22 protein-coding genes and 1 pseudogene are annotated in these 23,035 nt (G+C 70.7%); 9 read left to right on the plus strand and 14 right to left on the minus strand.

Annotated elements, in window-relative coordinates:
• Positions 1-24 precede the first annotated feature (24 nt).
• From IH68_RS0105515 to IH68_RS0105545, 7 genes are all read right to left on the minus strand, one after another.
• The gene (locus tag IH68_RS0105515) at positions 25-1,965 is read right to left on the minus strand and encodes a dipeptide ABC transporter ATP-binding protein (protein ID WP_030929196.1); all 1,941 of its coding nucleotides are present in this window, start codon (positions 1,963-1,965) and stop codon (positions 25-27) included.
• Positions 1,962-2,960: an ABC transporter permease gene (locus IH68_RS0105520; protein ID WP_030929199.1), complete on the minus strand. Its 999-nt coding sequence runs from the start codon at positions 2,958-2,960 to the stop codon at positions 1,962-1,964. The genes IH68_RS0105515 and IH68_RS0105520 overlap by 4 nt, the downstream gene beginning before the upstream one ends.
• Positions 2,957-3,976 (minus strand): ABC transporter permease, encoded by a 1,020-nt coding sequence (locus tag IH68_RS0105525; protein ID WP_030929202.1) that lies wholly within the window; start codon positions 3,974-3,976, stop codon positions 2,957-2,959. The genes IH68_RS0105520 and IH68_RS0105525 overlap by 4 nt, the downstream gene beginning before the upstream one ends.
• Positions 3,977-3,980: 4 nt before the next feature.
• On the minus strand, positions 3,981-5,699 hold the full coding sequence (locus tag IH68_RS0105530) for an ABC transporter substrate-binding protein (protein ID WP_030929205.1): 1,719 nt from the start codon (positions 5,697-5,699) through the stop codon (positions 3,981-3,983).
• Positions 5,700-5,884: 185 nt separating this feature from the next.
• On the minus strand, positions 5,885-5,977 hold the full coding sequence (locus IH68_RS59385) for an Ms4533A family Cys-rich leader peptide (protein ID WP_324607662.1): 93 nt from the start codon (positions 5,975-5,977) through the stop codon (positions 5,885-5,887).
• A gap of 56 nt (positions 5,978-6,033) precedes the next feature.
• On the minus strand, positions 6,034-7,467 hold the full coding sequence (locus IH68_RS0105540; protein ID WP_030929208.1) for a DUF3152 domain-containing protein: 1,434 nt from the start codon (positions 7,465-7,467) through the stop codon (positions 6,034-6,036).
• 8 nt (positions 7,468-7,475) lie between these two features.
• The gene (locus tag IH68_RS0105545) at positions 7,476-8,546 is read right to left on the minus strand and encodes an alpha/beta fold hydrolase (RefSeq protein ID WP_078912330.1); all 1,071 of its coding nucleotides are present in this window, start codon (positions 8,544-8,546) and stop codon (positions 7,476-7,478) included.
• 165 nt (positions 8,547-8,711) lie between these two features.
• Between IH68_RS0105545 and IH68_RS0105550 the strand changes: the two genes are divergently transcribed.
• The 4 genes from IH68_RS0105550 to IH68_RS0105565 all read left to right on the plus strand — a co-directional run bounded on the left by IH68_RS0105550 (position 8,712) and on the right by IH68_RS0105565 (position 10,629).
• Entirely contained in the window at positions 8,712-8,936 is a 225-nt protein-coding gene (locus tag IH68_RS0105550; RefSeq protein ID WP_030929212.1) for a hypothetical protein, read from the plus strand.
• 205 nt (positions 8,937-9,141) lie between these two features.
• Complete coding sequence (locus IH68_RS0105555) at positions 9,142-9,786, plus strand: TetR/AcrR family transcriptional regulator (RefSeq protein ID WP_030929214.1); 645 nt, start codon at positions 9,142-9,144, stop codon at positions 9,784-9,786.
• Between the two features lie 152 nt (positions 9,787-9,938).
• Entirely contained in the window at positions 9,939-10,166 is a 228-nt protein-coding gene (locus tag IH68_RS0105560; RefSeq protein ID WP_030929216.1) for a DUF3107 domain-containing protein, read from the plus strand.
• A 190-nt stretch (positions 10,167-10,356) separates the two neighbouring features.
• Positions 10,357-10,629, plus strand: coding sequence for a hypothetical protein (locus IH68_RS0105565; protein ID WP_078912332.1), 273 nt, complete (start codon positions 10,357-10,359; stop codon positions 10,627-10,629).
• A gap of 39 nt (positions 10,630-10,668) precedes the next feature.
• On the opposite strand, the gene IH68_RS0105570 is transcribed toward IH68_RS0105565, so the two are convergent.
• The gene (locus tag IH68_RS0105570; RefSeq protein ID WP_199931844.1) at positions 10,669-11,406 is read right to left on the minus strand and encodes a ferritin-like fold-containing protein; all 738 of its coding nucleotides are present in this window, start codon (positions 11,404-11,406) and stop codon (positions 10,669-10,671) included.
• 471 nt (positions 11,407-11,877) lie between these two features.
• Here IH68_RS0105570 and IH68_RS49635 point away from each other — a divergent pair.
• A pseudogene (locus IH68_RS49635) lies at positions 11,878-14,545 on the plus strand (DEAD/DEAH box helicase).
• A gap of 139 nt (positions 14,546-14,684) precedes the next feature.
• A complete protein-coding gene (locus tag IH68_RS0105580; protein WP_030929223.1) occupies positions 14,685-15,575 on the plus strand; it encodes an alpha/beta fold hydrolase in 891 nt (296 codons plus the stop codon).
• 9 nt (positions 15,576-15,584) lie between these two features.
• Here the strand turns inward: IH68_RS0105580 and IH68_RS0105585 are convergent, their stop codons facing one another.
• A complete protein-coding gene (locus tag IH68_RS0105585; RefSeq protein WP_030929226.1) occupies positions 15,585-16,478 on the minus strand; it encodes an NYN domain-containing protein in 894 nt (297 codons plus the stop codon).
• A gap of 179 nt (positions 16,479-16,657) precedes the next feature.
• Between IH68_RS0105585 and IH68_RS56995 the strand changes: the two genes are divergently transcribed.
• Positions 16,658-16,810 (plus strand): hypothetical protein, encoded by a 153-nt coding sequence (locus IH68_RS56995; protein ID WP_099931158.1) that lies wholly within the window; start codon positions 16,658-16,660, stop codon positions 16,808-16,810.
• An 89-nt stretch (positions 16,811-16,899) separates the two neighbouring features.
• On the opposite strand, the gene IH68_RS0105595 is transcribed toward IH68_RS56995, so the two are convergent.
• The 4 genes from IH68_RS0105595 to IH68_RS0105610 form a co-directional block, all read right to left on the minus strand.
• Entirely contained in the window at positions 16,900-17,505 is a 606-nt protein-coding gene (locus tag IH68_RS0105595; RefSeq protein WP_030929230.1) for a MarC family protein, read from the minus strand.
• A gap of 63 nt (positions 17,506-17,568) precedes the next feature.
• On the minus strand, positions 17,569-18,426 hold the full coding sequence (locus IH68_RS0105600) for a PHP domain-containing protein (protein ID WP_030929233.1): 858 nt from the start codon (positions 18,424-18,426) through the stop codon (positions 17,569-17,571).
• A gap of 205 nt (positions 18,427-18,631) precedes the next feature.
• Positions 18,632-19,273, minus strand: a complete 642-nt coding sequence (locus IH68_RS0105605) for a DUF6758 family protein (RefSeq protein WP_030929236.1) — start codon at positions 19,271-19,273, stop codon at positions 18,632-18,634.
• A gap of 164 nt (positions 19,274-19,437) precedes the next feature.
• Positions 19,438-20,034, minus strand: a complete 597-nt coding sequence (locus tag IH68_RS0105610; RefSeq protein ID WP_030929238.1) for a suppressor of fused domain protein — start codon at positions 20,032-20,034, stop codon at positions 19,438-19,440.
• Positions 20,035-20,485: 451 nt separating this feature from the next.
• Here IH68_RS0105610 and IH68_RS0105620 point away from each other — a divergent pair, with 451 nt between their 5' ends.
• Together IH68_RS0105620 and IH68_RS0105625 are read left to right on the plus strand one after the other, a co-directional pair.
• The gene (locus tag IH68_RS0105620) at positions 20,486-21,604 is read left to right on the plus strand and encodes a magnesium and cobalt transport protein CorA (protein ID WP_030929242.1); all 1,119 of its coding nucleotides are present in this window, start codon (positions 20,486-20,488) and stop codon (positions 21,602-21,604) included.
• A 22-nt stretch (positions 21,605-21,626) separates the two neighbouring features.
• Entirely contained in the window at positions 21,627-22,139 is a 513-nt protein-coding gene (locus IH68_RS0105625) for a hypothetical protein (RefSeq protein ID WP_030929245.1), read from the plus strand.
• Between the two features lie 123 nt (positions 22,140-22,262).
• Here the strand turns inward: IH68_RS0105625 and IH68_RS0105630 are convergent, their stop codons facing one another.
• The gene (locus IH68_RS0105630; protein WP_030929248.1) at positions 22,263-23,003 is read right to left on the minus strand and encodes a hypothetical protein; all 741 of its coding nucleotides are present in this window, start codon (positions 23,001-23,003) and stop codon (positions 22,263-22,265) included.
• Positions 23,004-23,035 lie beyond the last annotated feature (32 nt).

Below are 23,035 nucleotides of genomic sequence, written 5' to 3' on the forward strand. Positions count from 1 at the left end.
AAGAGATCAAGCAGTTACGTTACGTCAGACCGCGGCGAGCTCCCGCCTGGCAGCCCTGCGCCGGGCCGCGACCTGGGGGTCGAGTGCCGGTACGGCGGCGAGCAGCTGCTTGGTGTACGGGTCCTGGGGGTTGTCGTACACCTCGTCGGCGGGCCCGGACTCGACGATCCGGCCGCGGCGCATCACCGCTACCCGGTCGCTGACCTGTCGTACGACGGCGAGGTCGTGGGCGACGAAGACGAGCGCGAGCCCGAGTTCGCGCTGCAGCTCGCCGAGCAGGGCGACCACCTGGGCCTGGGTGGTCACGTCCAGCGCGGAGACGGGCTCGTCGCAGACGATGACGCGCGGGTCGGCCGCGAGCGCCCGTGCGATGCCCACACGCTGGCGCTGGCCGCCGCTGAACTCGTGCGGGTAACGGTCGTAGTGCGCCCCTTCGAGCCCCACGCGCTCCAGCAGTTCTGTCACGCGCCCCCGGATGCGGTTCTCGTCCCGCTCACCCCGCGCGCGCAGCGGATCGGCGATCGACTCGCCCACGCTGCGGCGCGGATTGAGGGAGGAGACGGGGTCCTGGAACACCATCTGGACGGCCGGATTCACGCCCACGCGCGCGTGCCCCTCGTAACGGACCTCTCCGGCCGTCGGTTCCAGCAGCCCGACCAGCATCCGCCCGAGCGTGGTCTTGCCGCTGCCGCTCTCACCGACGATCCCGAGGGTCTCGCCGCGGCGGAGGGTCAGCGACACGCCGTCCACGGCGGCGAACGCCCGCTTGCCACGTCCGAATTCGCGCCGCAGCCCGGCCGCCTCCAGGACGACGTCCCCGGAAGCACCCGAAGAGACACCCCGGGCGTTCTCCGTCACGGTCGCGGGGGAGGCAGCCTCGGCGCGGTCAGCCGAAACGCCCGAGGAACCGACCCCGCCGTCCCCGGACACAACCCCCGGGGACCCACCCGCGACACCGCCCGACAAAACATCCTCGGCACCCTCAGCCGAAACACCCGAGGAGCCGGCCCGGGCGCCCCGCGCCGAAGCGTCCGCAGAGACCGCCGCGGCGTCGCCAGGCGCAATACCCGGGGACACGGCCTCGCCATCCCCTGCCGAGACAGCCTTCGCGCCCTCGGACGAAGCCTCCGGCATGGCGCCCCCGCCATCCCCCGCCCCGGCATCCGAGACGACCCCAGGTGCCGTCCGCCGCACGTCCACCCGCGGAACCGCCGCCAGGAGGTCCCGTGTGTAGGGCTCCGTAGGTGCGTCCAGCACCTCCGCGACCGGGCCGTGTTCGACCACGCGCCCGTGCCGCATGACGAGGACCTCGTCGACGCTCTCGGCGGCGACGCCCACGTCGTGCGTGACGAGGAGCAGACCCATGCCCGTCTCCTCGCGCAGGGTGTGCAGCAGGTCGAGGATCTGGGCCTGGACGGTGACGTCGAGCGCGGTCGTCGGCTCGTCGGCGATCAGCAGCTCGGGCTCGCAGGCGAGCGCCATGGCGATGAGCGCGCGCTGGCGCATGCCGCCGCTGAACTCGTGCGGACGGGAACGGGACCGGCGCTGTGCGTCCGGAATTCCCACCCGGTCGAGCACCTCCACGGCACGCGCGCGTGCCGCCCGTCGTGACACGCGGGTGTGCACGCGGTACACCTCGGCGATCTGGTCGCCGATCGCGTAGTACGGGTCGAGGGACGACAGGGGGTCCTGGAAGACCATCGCCGCCTTTGCCCCCCGCAGCCGCCGCAGTTCGTCGTCGGACGCCTGTTGTACGTCGGTGCCGGCGACCTCGATCGAGCCGCCGACCCGCGCGCCCGTGCCGCGGTGCAGCCCCAGCAGGGCCGAGGCGACGGTGGACTTTCCGGACCCGGACTCGCCGACCAGGGCCAGGGCGGCGCCCTGCTCCAGGCGGAAGGAGAGGCCGTCCACGGCCCGCAGGTCGCCGAACTCGACGGAGAGATCCGTGACTTGGACGAGACTCACGTCAGTACCACCCGTCGGTCGGCCACCGCGTACAGCACGTCCGCGACGGCGTTGGCGAGGACCACGAAGAAACCGATCACCAGGACCATGCCGACGACGACCGGAAGGTCGACCACATTCACGGCGTGGACGAGCTCCTGGCCGATGCCGGGGAGGCCGAAGAGGGTCTCGATGAGAACGGCGCCGCCCACTGCGCTGCCGAAGTCGTTGGCGTTCAGGGCGATGATCGGCGCCAGTGCCCCCCGCAGCGCGTGCCGGCCGACGAGCGACCGCTCGCCGACGCCGTAGGCCCGGAAGGTCCGGATGTGGTCCTCGGCCAGCGTCTCCAGCATCGATGCCCGCGTCAGCCGGGCGAAGTAGGCGGCCTCGTTGAGGGCGAGGGTGAACCACGGCAGCAGGAGGCTCCAGGCCCACTGCTCCGGGTCGTCGGTGAAGGAGACGTACTCCGGGAAGGGCAGCAGCTCCAGTTGCCCGCAGATCACGATCATCAGCACCAGGCCGATGACGAAGACCGGAGTGGACACACCCGCGAGGGTGAGGCCGGTCAGCGCGCGTTCGCTGAACCGGCCGCGCCGCCAGGCGGAGAGCACCCCGGTGCCGACACCCATCAGGAGCCAGAGCACCATCGCGCCGACCACCAGGGACAGGCTGACCGGCAGTTTGGCCAGGATGATCTGGGTGACCTGCTGGTCGCTCTGGTACGACTGGCCGAGGCAGGGTGCCGAGCAGTGCGCGACGGAGGTGCCCGTCGAGTAGTCCTGGCCGACGAGGATGCCCTCCAGGAAGTGCCAGTAACGCAGGTACAGCGGGTCGTCGAGCTTGAGCTGCTGGGCGACCTGGTGCACCTGTTCCGGCGAGCAGCGCGGGCCGCAGGTGATCTGGGCGACGTTGCCGGGAGTGGCGTAGAAGACGACGTAGATGATCACCGAGATGACGAGCAGGGTGATCACGGCGCCCATGGCGCGGCGCAGCGCGAAACCGGCGAAGCCGCTCATGACTCCACTTCCTTCTCGGCGGTCGCCTTCGCCTCCCGCTTGCCGCCTGTTCCGACGCGCAGGCGGGAGGCCGCTCGCGGGTCGAGGGCGGTGCGTACGCCGTCACCGAGGACGGTGAGCGCGAGGACGGTCACGAACAGTGCGCCCGCGGGCAGGAGCAGGTACTGCGGGGCCGCCTGGTACCAGACGTTGGCCGAGGTGAGCATCTGCCCCCAGGACGGGGTGGGCGGCTTCACGCCGACGCCGAGGAAGGACAGGGCGGCCTCGATGGCGATGTTGGCCGGCACCATGAGCGCGGCGTAGGTGATGACGGGCGCGGCCAGCCCGGGCAGCAGCTCCCGGCGGGCGATCCGCCAGGTGCTCCAGCCGCTCAGCCGGGCGGCGGCGACGTAGTCGAGTTCCTTGAGGGTGAGCGTCTGGGCGCGGGCGATCTTGGCGATGGTGCCCCAGGCGACGAAGCCGATGATGAGCGCGACCAGGACCGGCCTCGGGAAGCTGCTGGGCACGATGGCCAGCAACGCCAACGCCATGATCATCAGCGGCATGGCGACGATGATGTCGGTGGCCCGGCTCAACAGTTGATCAACCCATCGGTTGCCGAGCGCGGACGCCACGCCAACGACGACACCGAGAAGAACCTGCACCGCGGTGGCCCCCAGTGCGACCCCCAGCGAGACCCGCGCCCCATAGACCAGCCGAGCGAACAGGTCCCGCCCGGTCTGCGGCTCGACCCCCAGCCAGTGGTCCCCGCCGATGCCCCCGAAGGAGCCGATCGGCACGCCTCCGCGGGCGGAGTCGACGAGCGAGGGGTGGTAGGTGGTGGGGTCCTGGCCCTCGAGGGCGGTGAGGAGGGGTGCGGCGAGCGCGACCAGGACCAGCAGCGCGACGACGGCCGCCGCGACGAGGGCGGCGCGCTGCGTGCGCAGACGCCGCCAGAACTGACGAGCCCCCGAGGCGCCGGGGACGGGCTCCACGCCCGCGCCGGCGGCCTCGGCGGCGACAAGTGCCTCGCTCACGGCGCTACTTCACCGCGACCTGCGAGATGTCCAGCACACCGGTCCAGTCGCTGATCACGACGTTCCTGATGTCCTTGCCGACCAGCCGCTTGTAGACGGGGTGGAACAGCGGCACGGTCAGGGCCTGCTCGCCGATCTTCTTGTCCAGTGCACCCCACCTCTTGGCGGCAGCGTCAAGATCGGTCAACTTGTTGATCGCGTCAATCTCGGCATTGACCGACTTGTCATTGAGCAGACCCGTGTTGAAGTTCGCGCCGTCCTTGACGATCTGCCGGCCGTCGAAGATCGGGGCGAGGAAGGGACCGCCGGAAGGCCAGTCGGCACCCCAGTGGGCGAGGAAGAACCCGGGCTCGGTCTTCACGTTGTGGATCTTGTCGGAGTAGTCGTTGTCCTCCAGGCCCTGCAGCTTGACCGTGATCCCGGCCTGCTTGAGCGCGTCCTGGAGGGCCGTTGCGATCTCCGGGCTGGTCTCGAAGTTCTTCGCGTTGGAGTGGGTCAGCGTGACGGTGAGCCCGTTCGGGTAACCCGCCTCCTTCAGCAGCTCCTTGGCCTTCGCCGCGTTGCCCGTCTTCCCTGCCGGGAAGAGGTCGTACGGCGTGTAGCCGAAGGACTTCTGGTTCGGCAGGTAGGTGGTGGCGGCCTCGGCGAGCGCGGAACCGCCGGCGGCGTTGATCACGGACGACCGGTCGACGGCGTACGAGATCGCCTGCCGCACCTTGACGTTGTTGAACGGCTTGACGGTCGGGTTGAACGCTATGTAGTTCGTGTAGCCGAAGTGGCCGGTGCCCACGCGCGAGGCGAGCTCCTTGTCGCCCGTCACCTTGGCGAGTTCGGCCGGGCCGAGGTTGGTGTCCGTGGTGACGGCGGCCGCGTCCGCACCCTGGGACGCCGACAGCCGCTGGTTGATCACGGACGAGTCGAGACCCGACTTCACGTCGACCTTGTCCGGGTAGGCCTTGCGCTCGGCGTCCGTCGCCGTCGACCAGTACGTGTTCCGCTCGAGGACGATGTGCTCGCCGTTGTTCTCGTTCCTCACGACCTTGTACGGGCCGGACGAGACCGGGTGCTCGGCGTACTTCGTACCCGTGTCCTTGCTCTTCGGGACGGGTGTGAACTGCGTCTGCGTGGCGAGGTACGGGAACTCGCCCTCGGGCTTGTTCAGGTGGAAGACGATGGTCCGGGCATCCGGCGTCTCGATCGCCGACAGACCCTTCTTGTCCTTGTACGGCCCCTGGTAGTCCGCCGCGCCGACCAGCCAGTCCCTCAAGTAGGGGGCACCGCCGGACAGTTCGGGCGCGAAGGAGCGCTCGATGCCGTACTTGATGTCGGCGGACGTGATCGCGGTGCCGTCCTCGTACTTGAGGCCCTTCTTCAGGGTGTACGTCCACACGGTCGCGTCCTTGTTGGGGCGCCCGGTGTCGGTGGCGAGGTCCGGGACGACCTTGGCACCGGCCGCGCCGTTCTCGCGGTTGCGGGTGGTGAGCGTACGGAAGACCAGGGACGGGACGTTGCCGCCGCCGGAGGTGTACAGGCGGGCGGGGTCGAAGTTCTCCTGCGGGCTGGAGTTCAGCACCGTCAGGGTGCCGCCCTTGTGCGGCGTGGAGTCGCCACCGGAGCCCTTGGCATCGTTGTCCTTCGGCCCGCAGGCGGCGGCGCCCGCCGCCAGAACCAGGCCTACGGATGCAGCGGCCACGCGGCGCGCTCTGACGGACGGTTGACGCATCGGAATGACGACCTCTCGGAGTGGTTCGGGCCCTGATGAACCGGAATGAGCCCGAATGGTGAGACGGATGGACGAGGAGTGAGACGAAAGTGAACAGACCTCTGCCCGGGCGTCAGGTCGTCGAAAACCGTGACCGAGTCACGGAAGAGGAAAAAGATCGCGACGCGAACGCCTGAGGGCGAGCGTCAGCGACAGTGGATGTCGGCCACGCAGAGCGGGGTCACGCCGATGAGCGCCAGCTCGATGGCGGCGCGTGCGGTGACGTGGGGGGTCGACATGCCCAGAAATATGTATGAACTTTCTGGGCATGTCAATGTGACGTATGAGGCGTCGGTCAACTTCCGGGATACGGCCAGGGGTTGGGCAGACAGCGGATCCCGTCGTGGTCGAGGAACTTGGTCTGCTGCTGCATGACCGGCGCGAGCTGGCCGTTCTTGCTGCAGGTGACGTGGCTGTAGCCGAGCCGGTGACCGACCTCGTGGTTGATCAGCATCTGCCGGTAGGCGTGAATTTGATCACCGTAGGTCTTCGATCCCTGTGCCCATCTGTACGCATTGATCATCACGCGCTCGGTGGCGGCCGAGTCGCACGAGACGTTGTCCTCAGTCGTGTCGAGTCCGGACTTCGCGCACCATTTCGCGGTCGTCCCGGGGCTGGCGAGCGTGATCACGAAGTCGGGCTTGCCGGTGTAGATGCGCTCGAAGGTGCGGGAGCCGTGGTGGGCCCAGCTCCGGTCGTCGTTGAGCGTCTTCTGCACGGCCTGGGCGAAGAGCGCGCCGTCGAGCCCGAGCCCCTGCTCCACGTCCACGCGGTAGGTGTACTTCTGTCCCGTGCCCGGCGCCTTGTCGAACCCCGGAACCGCATCGAACTTCCCCGGCCCCTTGAGCGTGGCGCCGAGCGGGTACTTCTCCCCCATCGCCTGCGCGTACGTCAGCGTCGCCAGGCTGGGCGACGAGGACGGCGACGGCCCCGAGTCCCGGGCGTCCCGCGCCTGGCCGGTGGCCGACTGTGTCCTTACGCCGGTGCCCTCGCGTCCGTTCGTGACCTGGCCGGCGACGACGACGGCCAGCACGGTGGTGACGGCGGCGGCCGCGATACCGGTGAACGTCCGCCCCTTGCTGCCCTTGGCCTGCGCGGGCACGCCGGTCGGCGGCGCGTCGTCGTCGGTCTCGGAGGGCACCCCGACACCGGTGCCGGGGTCCCAGTCGGTGACGGAGGCATACGGGTCCGAGGCGTGCGCCGAGACCCCGGTGCGGGGCGCGAAGACGTCGTCGTCCTCGTCGAAGGCCTCGAGGTAGTCCTGTCGCGGCCCACCGGGCGGTGCCTGCCGCTGCCGCGGTATGGCGACACCGGGCCCGGCGCCTCCCGGCCCCCTCAACTCACCCCAGCCACCACCGGCTTCACGCTGCTCGGGGTGACCGCTGCGGACCTGGGGGGTGCCGTGCGCGGGCGTACCGTCGGGGAACCGCGGCACCCCATGAGCAGGCGTGCCTTCCGGCAGTCGCGGCATCCCATGAGCAGGCGTGCCGTCCGGCAGTCGCGGCACCCCGCGCGCGGGTGTGCCGTCCGGCGTCCCCGGCGGACCGTACCTCGGAGCCCGCTGCTGCCCGCCCGACGGCCCGGGCACCCGACGGCCCCCCGCCCCGCCCTGCTGTACTCCCGGAACGGACCCGGGCCCGGCGGTCGGCCGACCGCCCTGTCCCGCTCCTATGTCACCGGCATCACCCTTCGCGGCGGCGGCGCCCCCGCGGCGGCTGTGGCGTCCCACGTCGGCCCTCAGCTCCCCGCGCTCTCGGCGGCGACCTCGCCGTCGTCGACGACCGGGCCACCTCCGTCGGGGGTGGCCCGGCCTGCGACGGAAGCCGGCTTCCCGGCCGGGAAGCCGCCGACCGACTCTCCCGCCTCGCCGAGGAGTTCGCAGAAAGCGCGAGCCACCGTGTCGGGGTACTCCATCATCGCCACGTGCCCCGCGTCCGGCAGGGTGAGCAGACGGGAGTCACGGAAGGCCCCGGCCGCCCGCTGGGCCATGCGGAAGCCGACGAGCTGGTCCCGGCCGCCGTAGACGAGCAGGGTCGGGGCGAGGACGCGCTCGGCCTGGCGCCACAGGCCGTGCTGGCCGCCCAGCGTGTAGGCGTTCACCACCCCGCGCGCGGAGCGCGTCAACGCGTCCCAGAAGTACGGCAGTTGGAGACGCCGCTCCATCTCCTCGACCGCGTTGCGGAAACCTTCCGGCGTCACCCGTCCGGGGTCGCCGTAGCAGAGCGCCATGACCCCGCGGACCCGCTCCTCCGCAGACCACTCCTTGGTGAACCGGGTGAAGAGTGCGGTGACCCCGGGCAGCGCCAGCAGGGCCGTGGGGACCGCGGTTCGCTGGACGCGGAGCTCCGGCAGCGCCGGCGACACCAGTGTGAGCGTCCGTACGAGGTCGGGCCGCAGCGCCGTGACGCGGGTGGTGACGGCGCCGCCGAGCGAGTTGCCGAAGAGGTGCACGGGCCCGCGGCCGGCCGCGTCGAGAAAACGGATGACCGCGCGCGCGTGCCCGGTCACCGAGTAGTCGCCGTCGTCCGGCGGCGGCGAGTCGCCGAAGCCAGGCAAGTCGATCGCCTCGCCGTCGACGACACCTTCCAGCTGCTGCATCAGCGCCGACCAGTTCTGCGAGGAACCGCCGAGCCCGTGGACGTACAGCGCGGGCGGCAGTCCCTCACGGGCCGGTGGTCTCGACCGCACCGACAGCGTGATCCCAGGCAGCCCGACGGACCTGAGCTGCTCGCCGTCCGCGACTCTGACGGGCGCCACCTTCGGGAGCGCAGTGGTCGCCGGCACGGAGGGCAGCTCGGTCGAAGACATGCGGCAATGTTACGAGACGATCACGCAGTGACTCATGTGTTCGCCGTCACAGATCGCATGGCGCACCGCATAGCATCCGGATCGGGTGTCTCCTACGCTCGTAAAGAGGGCACCCGCTGTGGCCCCTGCTTCTTCCAGGGACATTCGTAGGAAGGGAGCCCAACCATGGCCGTAGACCCCACCGATCCCGAGACGTTCGAGGACGAGGACACGCAGGAAGCCCAGGAGATCGACGTCGAGGCCCCCGAGAACGACGCCGCGGAACAGTACGCGGACCTCGCACCGGACCGCGACGACCCTCTTGAGGACGTGGACCCGGCCCGCGCGAACGAGGCCGACCTCGTCGAGCAGCGCCGCGTCGTCTCCATCGACGAGGACGACTACCGCTGACAAGCGCTTGCGGGGTGCCGGAGGGTGCCGCTGAGCTGGAATGGGGTGAACCGCTGCCCGCTTCGGTCTGCTTTGAAACCCTCTGTACGGCTTTCGCCACCGTCCGGTCCGTGAAATTCTGCGCTCGCACCGCGCACGACAGGGTTACCGAAAAGTACGATGGCCGCGCGGCGCACACCGCATGTGGACGATTTTGGGAGGCGGCGTGACAGCCATCGAGCAGACAGAGGCAGCACGCCCGCGGGGCACGCGCCTGCCGCGCCGTGCCCGACGGAACCAGTTGCTGGGCGCCGCACAGGAAGTCTTTGTGGCGCAGGGGTACCACGCGGCCGCGATGGACGACATCGCGGAGCGGGCCGGCGTCAGCAAGCCGGTGCTCTACCAGCACTTCCCGGGCAAGCTCGACCTCTATCTCGCACTGCTGGACCAGCACTGCGAGTCGCTGATCGGGGCGGTACGCGGGGCGCTCGCCTCGACGACCGACAACAAGCAGCGCGTGCGGGCGACGATGGACGCCTACTTCGCGTACGTCGAGGACGACGGCGGCGCCTTCCGCCTGGTCTTCGAGTCGGACCTGACGAACGAGCCCGCGGTGCGCGAGCGCGTCGACAAGGTCACGAACGAGTGCGCGGAGGCGATCCGCGACGTGATCGCCGAGGACACCGGCCTCTCGCCCGCGGAGGCGATGCTGCTGGCCTCGGGTCTCGGCGGCCTCGCGCAGGTGGTGGCCCGGTCCTGGCTGCACAGCGACCGCAGCGTGCCGCGCGACCAGGCGGTGCAGCTGCTGACGTCGCTGGCCTGGCGCGGCATCGCGGGCTTCCCGCTGCACGGCACCGAACAGCCTCACTGACCCGCACACGCGCGTACAGGCCGTTTGTTCCCGCCCATTGTTCGCTCCTGGCGTGCAGGCGCGGAGGGTGTACGTCCCCTCACCGGGCTAATGTGTGCTGGGTACGGCGCGTAAAGGTCGCGCACTTCACTGACCGTCGGAGGGACATAGCCGTGGAGGTCAAGATCGGCGTGCAGCACGCGCCCCGCGAGATCGTTCTGGAGAGCGGTCAGAGCGCCGAGGAGGTCGAGCGGGTCGTGGCCGAGGCACTGGCCGGGAAGTCACAGCTGCTGACCCTCGTGGACGAGCACGGCCGCAAGGTCCTCGTCCCGGCCGAGCGCCTCGCCTACGTCGAGCTCGGCGAGCCGGCCCCGCGCAAGGTGGGTTTCGGAGCGCTGTAGGCGCACAACAGCACAACAAAGGAGGGGCCCGGCGACCATCGGTCGCCGGGCCCCTCTCGCTGCAACCCCGAGATATTTCTTCTCCACAACTGGAGCACAAGTCACGCACAGGGGAGGATTGCATTCCGCAGGTCACGGGTATGACGGGCTACGACCGTGATGGGCAGTGTGGCCGTGTGGGAGGGACTCCATGATGTTGTTCGAAGCGCTCGGCTCCGCACTTCTCGGTCTCGTGCTGGCAGGGGCGGCGATCCACCGCCTGTCCGACCGTCTGCCCAACCGTTCGCTGGTGCTCGCGACCGGTGTCGCCGGAGCCCTCTTCGGCGCCTTCATCACCCACAGCGCGCTGGACCCCGGCAACTTCCTGCTGAACCTGCTCGGCGCGGCGATCGTCTCCGCGGCCTCTGTGTCGCTGCTGGTGCGCCCGGCCGGGAGACTCCGCCGGCGATCAGCGCCGGCGTAATCCCGACCGGGACGACGAGGAAGACCAGGGAAGCGAGAGCTAGGCGGCAAGCCCCAGGGCGGCCATCCGCTTGGTGTGGGCCTCGGTGATCCGCGAGAACATCCGGCCGACCTCGGCGAGGTCGAAGCCGTCCGCGACGCCGCCGACGAGCATCGTCGACAGCGCGTCGCGGTCCGCGACCACCCGCTGGGACTGCGACAGGGCCTCGCCCATGAGCCGCCGGGCCCACAGCGCGAGACGGCCGCCCACTCGCGGGTCGGCGTCGATCGCGGCGCGCACCTTCTCCACGGCGAAGCCCGCGTGCCCGGTGTCGTCCAGCACGGCCAGCACCAGTTCACGCGAGTCCGCGTCGAGCCGTGCGGCGACCTCGCGGTAGAAGTCGCTGGCGATCGAGTCGCCGACGTAGGCCTTCACGAGCCCTTCCAGCCAGTCCGAGGGCGCCGTCTGCTTGTGGAAGCCGTCCAGCGCGGCGACGAACGGCTCCATCGCGCGCGTGGGCTCCTCGCCGATCTCCGTGAGCCGGTCGCGCAGCCGCTCGAAGTGGTGGAACTCCGCCGACGCCATCTTGGCCAGCTCCGCCTTGTCCCCCAGCGTCGGCGCCAGCTTGGCGTCCTCCGCGAGCCGCTCGAACGCCGCGAGTTCGCCGTACGCGAGGGCACCGAGGAGGTCGACGACCGCTGCCCGGTACTGGGGGTCCGCGGAGGCCCGGGCCCAGTCCTGGGCGGCCACTCCGGTCTGCTCGGCGGGTGCGTCAGAGGTGTTGTCAGGCGTCGTCATGAAGCGCACAATAGTCCGCTTGCCGAGTCCTGGAAGTCCCTGGTCAATCAGTGTGATGACGGCTACGTGACCAAATCGGCCATCGCATGTGCGGGATTCCGGGGTATGGTGGTAATGCGCCTGCCGACTACTCGACGGGCCGCACGTATGAGGATGCCCGGTCGGTGGCCCGATCGGCTCCGACCCGACAGCCTTCCATATGCGTACGGCACATTGCGTACGGCATCCGGAGGGACATCCCTCAGCGGTACGAGCGCTAGAGCGTCGGCAGTGGTCCCGTGCCCTACGGCAAGCCCGTAAGGCAGCCGACGTCCCCGGCACGGTCCGTCAAAGACCCCCGCGCTCGCCTCGCACCGCGCACACAGAAGAGGCAGCACCCTGACTACCACGTTCAGAGATCTCGGCATCCTTCCCGAGACCGCCGAGGCCCTCGAGGCCGTCGGCATCATCACCCCCTTCCCCATCCAGGAGATGACCCTCCCCGTCGCCCTCTCCGGCACGGACGTCATCGGCCAGGCCAAGACCGGCACCGGCAAGACGCTGGGCTTCGGTCTCCCGCTCCTCGAGCGCGTCACCGTCCCCGCGGACGTGGAGGCTGGCCGCGCGAAGCCCGAGGACCTCACCGACACCCCGCAGGCGCTCGTCGTCGTCCCCACGCGCGAGCTGTGCACGCAGGTCACCAACGACCTGCTGACCGCGGGCAAGGTGCGCAACGTACGCGTTCTCGCCATCTACGGCGGCCGGGCCTACGAGCCGCAGGTCGAGGCCCTGAAGCAGGGCGTCGACGTGGTCGTGGGCACCCCGGGCCGGCTCCTCGACCTCGCGGGCCAGAAGAAGCTCAACCTCAAGCACGTCAAGGCCCTTGTCCTCGACGAGGCCGACGAGATGCTCGACCTGGGCTTCCTGCCGGACGTCGAGAAGATCATCAACCTGCTGCCGGCCCGCCGCCAGACGATGCTGTTCTCGGCGACCATGCCGGGCGCGGTCATCGGTCTCGCGCGCCGCTACATGTCGCAGCCCACGCACATCCGCGCCACCGCGCCGGACGACGAGGGCAAGACGGTCGCGAACACCCAGCAGCACGTGTACCGCGCGCACAACATGGACAAGCCCGAGCTGGTCGCGCGCATACTGCAGGCCGAGGGCCGGGGACTGGTCATGGTCTTCTGCCGTACGAAGCGCACCGCGGCCGACCTCGCCGACCAGCTCAAGCAGCGCGGCTTCGCGGCCGGCGCCGTCCACGGCGACCTCGGCCAGGGCGCCCGTGAGCAGGCGCTGCGCGCGTTCCGCAACGGCAAGGTGGACGTCCTCGTCTGCACCGACGTCGCCGCCCGCGGCATCGACGTCGAGGGCGTCACGCACGTCATCAACTACCAGTCTCCCGAAGAGGAGAAGACGTACCTGCACCGCATCGGCCGTACGGGCCGCGCGGGTGCCAAGGGCATCGCGATCACGCTCGTCGACTGGGACGACATCCCGCGCTGGCAGCTGATCAACAAGGCGCTGGAGCTGAGCTTCAACGACCCGCCGGAGACGTACTCCACCTCCCCGCACCTCTTCGAGGAGCTGAACATCCCCGCGGGCACCAAGGGTGTTCTGCCGCGCGCCGAGCGCACGCGTGCCGGCCTCGACGCGGAGGAGCTCGAGGACCTGGGCGAGACCGGCGGCCGCGGTGCACGCGGTCGCGGCGGCCGCCCCGAGCGGGGTGGCCGGGGCGAGTCCCGGTCCACCGAGCGCGAGCGCACGGAGCGTACGGAGCGCACGCCGCGTCGCCGCCGCCGTACCCGCGGCGGGGCGCAGTTGGACGCGACGGCCGCTCCGGAGGCCTCGACGGCGGTCGCGCCGTCCGAGGAGACCGCCGGTCCCCGCACCCCGCGGCGTCGCCGCCGCACCCGTGGTGCTTCGGCATCGGAGCCGGTGACGGCCACGGTCACGGCCACGGCACCCGAGGCCGCGGAAGCCGCCGTCACGACGGCGGAGGGCCCCGCCCTTGACGCCCCCGAGGTCCCGTCGCAGCCGCGCCGCCGCCGCACCCGCAAGTCGGCGGAGGGCACGACGCCTGCGGAGTCGCTCGCCGCTGAGTCTCCGGCGACAGAGGAGGCCCCGCCGGCCACGGAGCCCGAGGCCCCCGCCGCCACACCGCGCCGCCGGACCCGCAAGACGACGGCTGCAGCGGAGAGCGCGGTCGACACCGCCGAGGCCACCGAGGCCAGGCCCCGCACCCGGACCCGCAAGGCGACGACTGCAGCGGCGACCGCGGTCGACACCGCCGAGTCGGCCCCGGAGCCGACGGAGACCGCACCGCGCCGCCGTACGCGCAAGGCGACGGTTGCCGCGGAGAGCGCGGTCGACACGGCCGAGGCCACGGAAGCCACGCCGCGCCGCACCCGCAAGACGGCTGCCGCGGCTGAAACCGCCGTCGACACCGCCGAAGCCACCGAGGCCAGGCCCCGCACCCGGACCCGCAAGGCCACGGCCACGGAAGCCAAGCCCCGCCGCACCCGCAAGACGGCTGCCGCGGCTGAAACCGCCGTCGACACCGCCGAAGCCACCGAGGCCAGGCCCCGCACCCGGACCCGCAAGGCCACGGCCGCAGGCCGCCGAGGAGGCCAAGCCGCGGACGCGGAAGGCGGCGGCTGCGGCGGAAGCCGTGGTCGACACCGTCGAGGGCACGGAAGCCAAGCCGCGCCGTACGCGCAAGACGGCCGCCGCCGCGGAAACCACCGAGGCAGCGCCCCGTCGGCGTACCCGCAAGGTCGCCGAGTCCGCCGACGCCGCCCCGGCGCCGGAGGTGGCGAACCCGCGGCGTACGCGCAAGGCGACGGCCGCGGTCGACACGGCGGAGGGCACGGAGGCCAAGCCGCGCACCCGCAAGACGGCCGCCGCGGAGCCCGCCGATGAGGCGAAGCCCCGTACGCGGAAGACTGCGACCGCCGAAGCCACCGAGGCCAAGCCGCGCCGTACCCGCAAGGCCACCGCCGTCGCGGAGATCCCGGCGCAGGCCGCCGAGGAGCCCGAGGCCAAGCCGCGCACCCGCGCCCGCAAGGCCGCGGCACCCGCCGAGGCGGCTACCGAGGCGAAGCCCAGGGTGCGTCGCACGCGGAAGGCCACGGCCGCCGCGGAGCCCGCGGAGAGCTGATTCGCTCACCCGACGGCCCGGTCCCCCACCCCACAGGTGGGAGGCCGGGCCGTCGGCGTTACGGCGCCGGCGTGCGCGCCCTCTCCGGATGCCCCGGCCCGTCCCCCTCCCCGACACCCGAGCCGGATAACCTCACCCCATGAGCAGGCCCCCGACCTTCACCCCGCCCCCCGGCGCCCGCGCGTACTCACTGCCCACCGCGCGCGGAGCGTTCGCCGTCGTCGACGCGCCCGTGGCGGACGGCGTCGCCGCCAAGGGAACCGCGCTCCTGCTGCCCGGCTTCACCGGCAGCAAGGAGGACTACAACCCGCTGCACCTGCCGCTCGCGGCACGCGGTTACCGGACCGTCGCGGTGGACGGACGGGGGCAGTACGAGTCCGACGGGCCCGAGCACGACGAATCGGCCTACGCACAGGCCGAGTTGGCGCGGGACGTGCTCGCCCAGGCCGCCGCGCTCGGCACCCCCGTGCACCTCGTCGGCCACTCCCTCGGCGGGCAGATCGCGCGCGCCGCGGTCCTGCTGGACCACGCCCCCTTCCTGTCCCTCACCCTCATGGCCTCCGGTCCCGCCCAGATCTCCGGCTCCCAGCAGCAGCGCGTCAAGCTGCTCCGGGACGCGCTGGCCGTGATGAGCATGGCCGAGGTGTGGGAGGCGATCCAGGCCATGGAGCCGCCTGAGGAGACCGACACCGGCGAGTCCGGGGACCTGGACGGCGGCCTCGACGACCAGGACGACCTGCGCCGCCGCTGGCTCGGCAACAAACCGGCCCAACTCATCGCGACGGGCCGCCAGTTGTGCGTCGAACCGGACCGCGTGGCCGAGCTGTCCGCCGTACCGCTGCCCCTCCACGTCCTGTCGGGTTCCCGCGACGACACCTGGCCGGTGCCCCTGCTCGACGACATGGCGCAACGCCTGCGCGCGCACCGCACCGTCGTCCAGGGCGCCGAACACTCCCCCAACACCGACCGGCCCCTCGACACGGCCCGCGCCTTCGCCGACTTCTGGGACCGCACGCAGGCCCGCCCGTAGGCGCCGCCGCTAGTACTGCGCCTGCAGGTGCTCCCAGAACCCGTCCCGCAGCGCGCGCCGCAGGTCCGCCTGGCCGCGCAGGGAGTACTGCAGCAGGCCCTCCGCCTCCACCAGCAGGTCCTGGTCCACCGAGCCGGGCAGGTAGGGGTGGCCCGGCAGCAGTTCCGCCAGGGAGTCGCGGCCCCGCGCGGCCAGCCACTTCGCGGCGATCTGCGCGCCGACGAAGCGGACGTCCTCACGGCCGGGCCGGGCGGCGGCGGCCTCGTAGGCGGCCGCGGTGCGCCGGGAGACGTACGGCTTGAAGAAGTCGAGGTCGAGCGTGCGCTGGCTGTCGACCTCCCAGAGCAGGGGCTCCGCCTGGTTGCGCCCCTCGGGGGCCTCGATGCCCCACAGGTGGACGCGCGCCCCGTACCCCTGCGCCGCCTCGACCGCCGACACCAGGTCCTCGTCGCCGCCCAGCAGTGCCGCGTCGCTGATCGCCCGGTGTCTGGCCAGTGACTCCAGGTCCGACCTGATCAGCGAATCGACGCCCTTCTGCTGGTTGTTGGCGTTCAGGTTGCCCAGCCGGACCTTCACATCCGGCAGTTCGGCGATGGACTGCTGCTCGGCGGTGTGGATGCGGCGTCGCGCGCCGTCGTACCAGTAGACGCGGAGCAGCCGACTGTCCGCGAAGATCGTGCGGGCCCGGTCGATGAACGCCTCGATCAGGCCCTCGGCGTCCAGGTCGAAGGCGCGACGGTCCTCCGTCCCCGCCACCAGCCGCCCGGCGGCCGCGTACAGGTAGCCCGCGTCGACGAAGATCGCATGGGTCGAGGGCGTCTTCGCCACCTCGGCGAGCATGCGCTGCAGCAGCTCGTTCGTGCGGTCGAGTCGGGCACTGAGGGCCGCCAGGTCATCGTTCATCGCCTCCATTGTCCCGGCGGTCACGCTGCGAACACAACTGGTCCCGGTCGGTCTCCTGGCCAGTACCTTACCGGCTAGTAGTTAGCCGTTCGAAAAATTTCTTTAGCGTAGGGAATGTTTGTAACACGCAAGCCGTTGACTACTACGTACACAGCGAGACGAAGACGAAGGGAGAGGCAGTGCGCTTCGAAATCATGCGACTCGACGAGGTCAACGGCACGACCGTGGACAGCAAGGTCGTGGACGCCGCCTCCGTCAACCGGATCGTTCAGCAGGCCGCCGCCATCGGGCAGCGCCTCTGGATCCGGCCGGCCGAGGACTCGGCCGCGTAACCGACGCGGATCACCGCAGCAGCTTCAGAGCCCCCGTACGGCATCGACGCCGTACGGGGGCTCTGCACATACCCGGCACGCTGCGGGGCTCAGGCGCCCTTGATCACTTGCGTGATGCCGTTGATGATCTGCTGCACGGCGATCGCGGAGAGCATCATGCCCGCGAGCCGCGTCACCAGGACCACGCCCCCGTCCTTGATGACCCGAATGATCAGCAGCGAATACCGCATCACCAGCCACAGCACGACATGGATGGCGAGGATCGCCATCCACACCGACATCTGCGTGGCGACGCTGTCGGCCTTCTGCACGGCGAGGATGACGGACACGATGGCACCGGGGCCGGCCAGCAGCGGCATGCCCAGCGGTACGAGCGCCACATTGACGTCCTTGGTCTGCTTCGGCTCGTCGGTCTTGCCGGTCAGCAGGTCGAGGGCGATGAGCAGGAGCAGCAGCCCGCCCGCGATCATCAGCGCGGGCACGGAGACATGCAGGTAGTTGAGGATCTGGTGCCCCAGCAGCCCGAAGACGGTGATCACCCCGCCCGCCACGCAGACGGCCTGGAAGGCCATCCGCTTCTGGACCTTGCCGGGGCGCCCGGCGGTCAGCGCGAGGAAGATCGGGGTGATCCCGGGGGGATCCATGATGACAAAAAGGGTCAGGAACAGGGAGCCGAAGACGGCGACGTCGAACATGGGTGAGCTACACGCCTTGCAGGAAAAAGTGATGGAGGGGAACGGGGGGTGCGGAGGGGTTCCTCAGGCTCCGCCGGTTCCCGGCACCGGGAACGCCCCGGTCGCCCGCCGGGTGATCTCCCCGTACACCTCGGGATCCGTGACGTACTCGCCAAGGACGCAGGTCTTCCGGCTGCCGTGGTAGTCGCTGGACCCCGTGGTCAGCAGCCCCAGCTCCTTGGCCAGCCCCCGCAGCCGCGCCCTGGTCTCCTCGTCGTGGTCCATGTGGTCGACCTCGATGCCGTCGAGCCCGGCGGCGGCCATCTCGGCGATCGCGGACTCCGGCACCGTGCGGCCGCGCTTGCTGGCACCCGGGTGCGCGAAGACGGTGACCCCGCCCGCGGCCTTGACCAGCCGGATCGCCTCGAAGGGATCCGTCTCGTGCTTCTCGACGAAGGCCCTGCCGCCGTCGGACAGCCAGTCCTCGGTGAAGGCGTCGCTCACGGTCGGTACGACGCCGAGCTCGACGAGCGCGGTCGCGACATGCGGCCGCCCGACGGAACCGCCGCCGGCGATCCGCTCGACCTGCTCCCAGGTGACCGGCACGCCCAGCCCGTTCAGCTTGGCGACCATGCCCTTGGCCCGCGGCACCCGGTCGTCCCGCACCAGCTCGCGCTCGGCGAGCAGCGCCGGCTCCTCGGGATCGAAGAGGTAGGCGAGCATGTGCATGGAGACACCGTCGACACGACAGGACAGCTCGGCGCCCGTGACGAGCGTGAGCCCCGCCGGCACCGCGGCGATCGCCTCGGCATACCCACGAGTGGTGTCGTGATCGGTCAGCGCAACGACGTCCAGCCCGGCCGCGGCAGCATTCCGCACCAGCTCGGCCGGGGTGTCCGTACCGTCGGAAGCAGTGGAGTGAGCGTGCAGATCAATACGCACTACGCGGACTCCAAGCGGTGACGGCACGAAAGGGAACGCTCAAGGATAACCGGCTTTTCAACGCCCGCTGTCACACCCGCACCTGCTGAGCACCCCCTACCAACACCGCCGGTCGAAGGGGCGCCGGGTTGTATCGATGTGCGGCTCCGCCACGTGGCGCGATCAGCCCCCACAACCCGCACACGTCACACAACCCCGGTGGGAGCTACGGCTCAAGCAAGCGCGGCGAAAGCGCCCCGCACGGCACCAGCTCGACCTCGGCCCCCGCCTCCCGCAAATCCGTCAGCACCAGCTCGTCGTACATCAGCAACCCCGACTGCTCGGGCCACACGACCGCCCACAGCCACAGCCCGCGCGCCTCGCCCGCGAACACCGCCCGGTCGTCGGGGCTGCCGGCGACATGCCACAGCGGGGTGGGCCGCCCACCGGCCAGCACCTTCGCCTGAGGGGGCTTCTCGACGTTCATGTACGGCCCCGGGTCCGGGCCGTCGATCCCCGCATACCGCGCACCGAGCCCGACACCGAGCTCCTCGGCGACCAGGATCAGCTCCCCTATCCCACCGAGCGGCCCCGGACCCGAGCAGGCCACGGCGGTGGCGCGACCGCCATGGCGGTCGTCACCCGCGCAGGCCACGCCCGTGAACAGCCAGCCGATCGGCAGCGGCCACGGCATCCACACCGGCACCTGCGTGCGATGCACCACGACACTGAGGGCCTCGACGCTGGGCGGGATCACGGGCTGCAGCGGATGCACGGTGCCGTGCACATCGCACTGCCAAGTGTCGGAGAAGAGTCCGGGAGCCCTGACCCGGCCACCACACTTCGGGCAACTGGGTTCGCCCCTCATAGGGCCCCACGGTGCTACCCCCGCTCCGCCACGTCAAGGACGATCACCCGTCCGGACGGAACCCTTCACCGGAACCCTCACCACCGGAACGGGATGCGCGGGGTCACGGCCTTTGCCAACTGACCCATTCCGGCCTTGTGTTGGTGAGCTTGCTCACTCGCAGGTCAGTCCAGTGGGACGGAGCTGCGGGACGGGTCCCTCAGGTCCGTGCCGTTCGTCAGCCAGCGCTCCTGGAGGGCCTGGGCGCCGTGCACACGCTTCCAGGCGGCCTCGTTCGGCGTCATGGGGAGCAGGGGCAGGAAGCGGACCGGATCGAGGGGCTCGTCGAGGTCCAGGTCCTCGATCAGGCCGCCCGGCTCGGCGACCAGGACCGAGCTGAACGGGGCCCCGGGCCACAGGGGGTCCCCGACGTCGAGCGAGGCGCCGGGGGCCACGATCACGCCCTCGACCTGCGGGGACGCGGCGAGTACGGCGAGCGGGCGCAGCGCCTTGTCGGTGTCGGCGAGGCCGCCGCGCACCGAGAGGACCAGCTCCGCGCGCGGGCCCTTGACCGGGTCGGCGAGCACCGCGGTGGGGTCGCTCATCGGCTGCGCGGACATGCCGAGCGTGGCGTAGCGGACGATGGCGCCGTCCCCCGAGTCGTCCCGGAAACGCAGCACCTCGATGCGGTCCGTACCCAGGAACGTGACTGCCGCGCGGGCGTCCGGTTCACCCAGCGCGCTGCGCAACCGGGCCTCGACCAGAGGGAGAACATCAACCATGCGGTGAGCATAGAACTCGTCAGCACCGGGCAAAGCGGCGCCTTGACAGTTTGGGCGGCTGATACTCTGGCCCGGTCGTTCGGGCAGCACGCAGAGGCGTCGCGATCGAGTCCCGACGCCGATTGAGACTCCCTTACGAGGGACCGGCCGGAGGAGGTGGGGCTGTCATGGATCGAAGTCACCCGTGCAGTACCACTCGCTCTTCCCGCCGCTGATACAGCTGATCCGGCTCCGGCTGACCGCCGCCTTTCACGCTTACGTCTTCATGCGGAAGAGCACTTCGTTTTGCCTGATCTGTCTGATCTGAATCAGTAACGAAGCTCGCCACCGCGATGGTGCGGTGCTCCCCGCTTTGTGGACGTGCCAAACACCCGAAGTCAGGACGTCCCCATTCCGGGCAGTTCCATCCGTCGTCGGCGCCCTTGCGTTGCCAGTCACGAAGGAGCCAGCCATGTCGATGATCCGTGACCTCCGCGCCGCGGTCCGGCCGTCCCGCATCTCCCTGCGCAAGGACACCGGCGTGTACGACACGACGCGCGACCCCTCGACGCCGTCCGCCGTCGTCGACTGCGCCGTCTACCGCGACGGGGCCCGCGTCGACACCGGCAAGCCGTTGACCCCGCACGAGGCGATGCGCCTGGTGCGCCGCGACGGCGGCTTCGTGTGGATCGGGATGCACGAGCCGACCGAGGCCGAATTCGCCGGGATCGCCCGCGAGTTCGGACTGCACCCGCTGGCCGTCGAGGACGCCGTCCAGGCCCACCAGCGGCCCAAGCTGGAGCGGTACGACGACTCCCTGTTCACCGTCTTCAAGACGATCCACTACGTCGAGCACGACCAGCTCACCGCCAACAGCGAGGTCGTGGAGACCGGCGAGGTCATGTGCTTCACCGGGCGGGACTTCTTCATCACCGTCCGGCACGGCGGCCAGGGCTCGCTGCGCACGCTGCGGCACCGGCTGCAGGACGACCCCGAGCTGCTCGCCAAGGGCCCCTCGGCGGTGCTGCACGCGATCGCCGACCACGTCGTCGACGGCTATGTCGCGGTCGCCGACGCCGTCCAGGACGACATCGACGAGGTGGAGACCGAGGTGTTCTCGCCGGGGCGCCGGGGCGGTGCCTCACGCGGTGTGGACTCGGCGCGGATCTACCAGCTCAAGCGTGAGGTGCTGGAGTTCAAGCGGGCCGTGTCGCCGCTGCTTCGCCCCATGCAGCTGCTGAGCGAGCGGCCGATGCGGCTGATCGACCCCGACATCCAGAAGTACTTCCGGGACGTCGCCGACCACCTCGCCCGCGTCCAGGAGCAGGTCATCGGCTTCGACGAGCTGCTCAACTCGATCCTGCAGGCCAACCTCGCGCAGGCGTCCGTCGCGCAGAACGAGGACATGCGGAAGATCACCGCCTGGGCCGCGATCATCGCCGTACCGACCATGGTGTGCGGGGTGTACGGCATGAACTTCAAGTACATGCCGGAGCTGCACTGGAAGTACGGCTACCCGGTGATCATGATGCTCACCGGGGTCATCTGCCTGGGCATCCACCGCACGCTGAAGCGGAACGGCTGGCTGTGAGGCGCCTCGATAGTCTGGGCTCATGACAAGCGAGCTGCTCGACCAGGCCCTCGTCGAGGAGGCCACCAAGAAGTCCGGCCTCATCTGGGTCAGGGGCCCGGGTGCTGCGGCCCGTGCGCTGTGGCACGTGTGGCACGAGGGTGCCGCGTGCGTCGTCGGCGACGGGCCGGGCGAGCAGCCGCTTCCGGGGCTTGCCGACGGGGGCGGCGCCGAGGTGACGGTGCGCAGCAAGGACAAGGGCGGGCGGCTGGTGTCCTGGCCGGCGAAGGTCGTGGAGCTGACGCCGGGTTCCGAGGAGTGGGAGGCGGCGGTCGCCGAGCTCAAGGGCAAGCGGCTGAACGCCCCCGACGGTGAGGCGATGACGGGGCGTTGGGCCCGTGAGTGCAGGGTGCTCCGCCTTGAGCCGGCGGGGGTGTCGGGTCCCCTGCCCGACGGCAGTCTGGCGGAGGCACCTTTGCCGTCGCCGGCCACCACTCGTCAGCCGATTCCGGCGGGGTTGCCGCGGCTGCTTTTCCGGAAGCGCCGGCGCGGGTGAGCTGCCGCTCGTAGTGCCGCGATCGGCCGTCCAGCGTCTGCGGCGACGTCGTGGCTTGTCGCGCCCACGCGGCGGAGCCGCATGTCAGACACAGGCCCGCGCCCCTCAAGGGGGCGCTGTCACTTACGTCGGCAGCTTCTTGCCGTAGTCCACCGTCTCGTCCTTCTTCGGCTCGGTGAGGGAGAAGTCCTTGCCCCAGGAGGAGAAGGTGAGGGTGCCGGCGCCGCCTGCGCGTTCCAGGCGGAGGGGGTACGGGGTGCCCTCCAGGGAGACGTCCAGTGTGCCGCCTGAGCCCTTGTCGCCGGTGATGCGGATGGTGCGGGTGCCCGCCTGCTCGTGGTGGCCGTCCGTGGCGAGCGCGCCGTGCAGGGTGAGCAGGCCGTCGAGGAGGACATCCTTGTCCGTGAACCCGCTGAACTTCTTGTACGAGGGGTCGCCCTGCGGCACCTTCACGTACTTGCCGTCGAGCGCGCCCCCGGCCGACGCGTCCTTGTTGCCGTCCGCGTGGTTCCAGAACTCCGCGCCGGCCTTCAGATACAGCTGCTCACCGATCCGCAGCAGCCCGAAGGCCACCCCCTTGGAGGTGACCGAGCCGCTGCCGCCGCCGGACTTCAGGCGCATGTCGAGTGTGTACGTCCGCCCGTTGGTCACCACGGTTCCGGAGAGCCGTACCGCCTCGGCGGATTCGGCGGCCGCCCTGGTCCTCGACTGGATCTTGTCGGCCGGCAGCTTGCCGACCCCGTTGGTGCCCGCGTCGGGGTCCTCGCTGCATCCCGCAAGCAGCCCCGTCCCCGTCACCACCAGCGCGCACACCGCGCTCACCAGCGAGGTCCGACGGATTCGGCCCAGGGCAATCGCAGTCACAGGTGGGGCTGCCTTTCAGTCGAGGGACGCGG

Origin of the sequence: Streptomyces sp. NRRL S-646 (assembly GCF_000720765.1) — a bacterium.
In the GTDB taxonomy this organism is placed as follows: Bacteria; Actinomycetota; Actinomycetes; order Streptomycetales; family Streptomycetaceae; genus Streptomyces.

Excerpts from the sequence above, each read along its gene's own strand:
- IH68_RS0105565 (WP_078912332.1), top strand. The coding sequence starts at position 10,357 with ATGATGTTGTTCGAAGCGCTCGGCTCCGCACTTCTCGGTCTCGTGCTG.
- IH68_RS0105570 (WP_199931844.1), bottom strand. The coding sequence starts at position 11,406 with ATGACGACGCCTGACAACACCTCTGACGCACCCGCCGAGCAGACCGGA.
- IH68_RS0105545 (WP_078912330.1), bottom strand. The coding sequence starts at position 8,546 with ATGTCTTCGACCGAGCTGCCCTCCGTGCCGGCGACCACTGCGCTCCCG.
- IH68_RS0105620 (WP_030929242.1), top strand. The coding sequence starts at position 20,486 with ATGTCGATGATCCGTGACCTCCGCGCCGCGGTCCGGCCGTCCCGCATC.
- IH68_RS0105610 (WP_030929238.1), bottom strand. The coding sequence starts at position 20,034 with ATGGTTGATGTTCTCCCTCTGGTCGAGGCCCGGTTGCGCAGCGCGCTG.
- IH68_RS0105595 (WP_030929230.1), bottom strand. The coding sequence starts at position 17,505 with ATGTTCGACGTCGCCGTCTTCGGCTCCCTGTTCCTGACCCTTTTTGTC.
- IH68_RS0105550 (WP_030929212.1), top strand. The coding sequence starts at position 8,712 with ATGGCCGTAGACCCCACCGATCCCGAGACGTTCGAGGACGAGGACACG.
- IH68_RS0105625 (WP_030929245.1), top strand. The coding sequence starts at position 21,627 with ATGACAAGCGAGCTGCTCGACCAGGCCCTCGTCGAGGAGGCCACCAAG.
- IH68_RS0105580 (WP_030929223.1), top strand. The coding sequence starts at position 14,685 with ATGAGCAGGCCCCCGACCTTCACCCCGCCCCCCGGCGCCCGCGCGTAC.
- IH68_RS0105605 (WP_030929236.1), bottom strand. The coding sequence starts at position 19,273 with ATGAGGGGCGAACCCAGTTGCCCGAAGTGTGGTGGCCGGGTCAGGGCT.
- IH68_RS0105520 (WP_030929199.1), bottom strand. The coding sequence starts at position 2,960 with ATGAGCGGCTTCGCCGGTTTCGCGCTGCGCCGCGCCATGGGCGCCGTG.
- IH68_RS0105530 (WP_030929205.1), bottom strand. The coding sequence starts at position 5,699 with ATGCGTCAACCGTCCGTCAGAGCGCGCCGCGTGGCCGCTGCATCCGTA.
- IH68_RS59385 (WP_324607662.1), bottom strand. The coding sequence starts at position 5,977 with ATGTCGACCCCCCACGTCACCGCACGCGCCGCCATCGAGCTGGCGCTC.
- IH68_RS0105585 (WP_030929226.1), bottom strand. The coding sequence starts at position 16,478 with ATGAACGATGACCTGGCGGCCCTCAGTGCCCGACTCGACCGCACGAAC.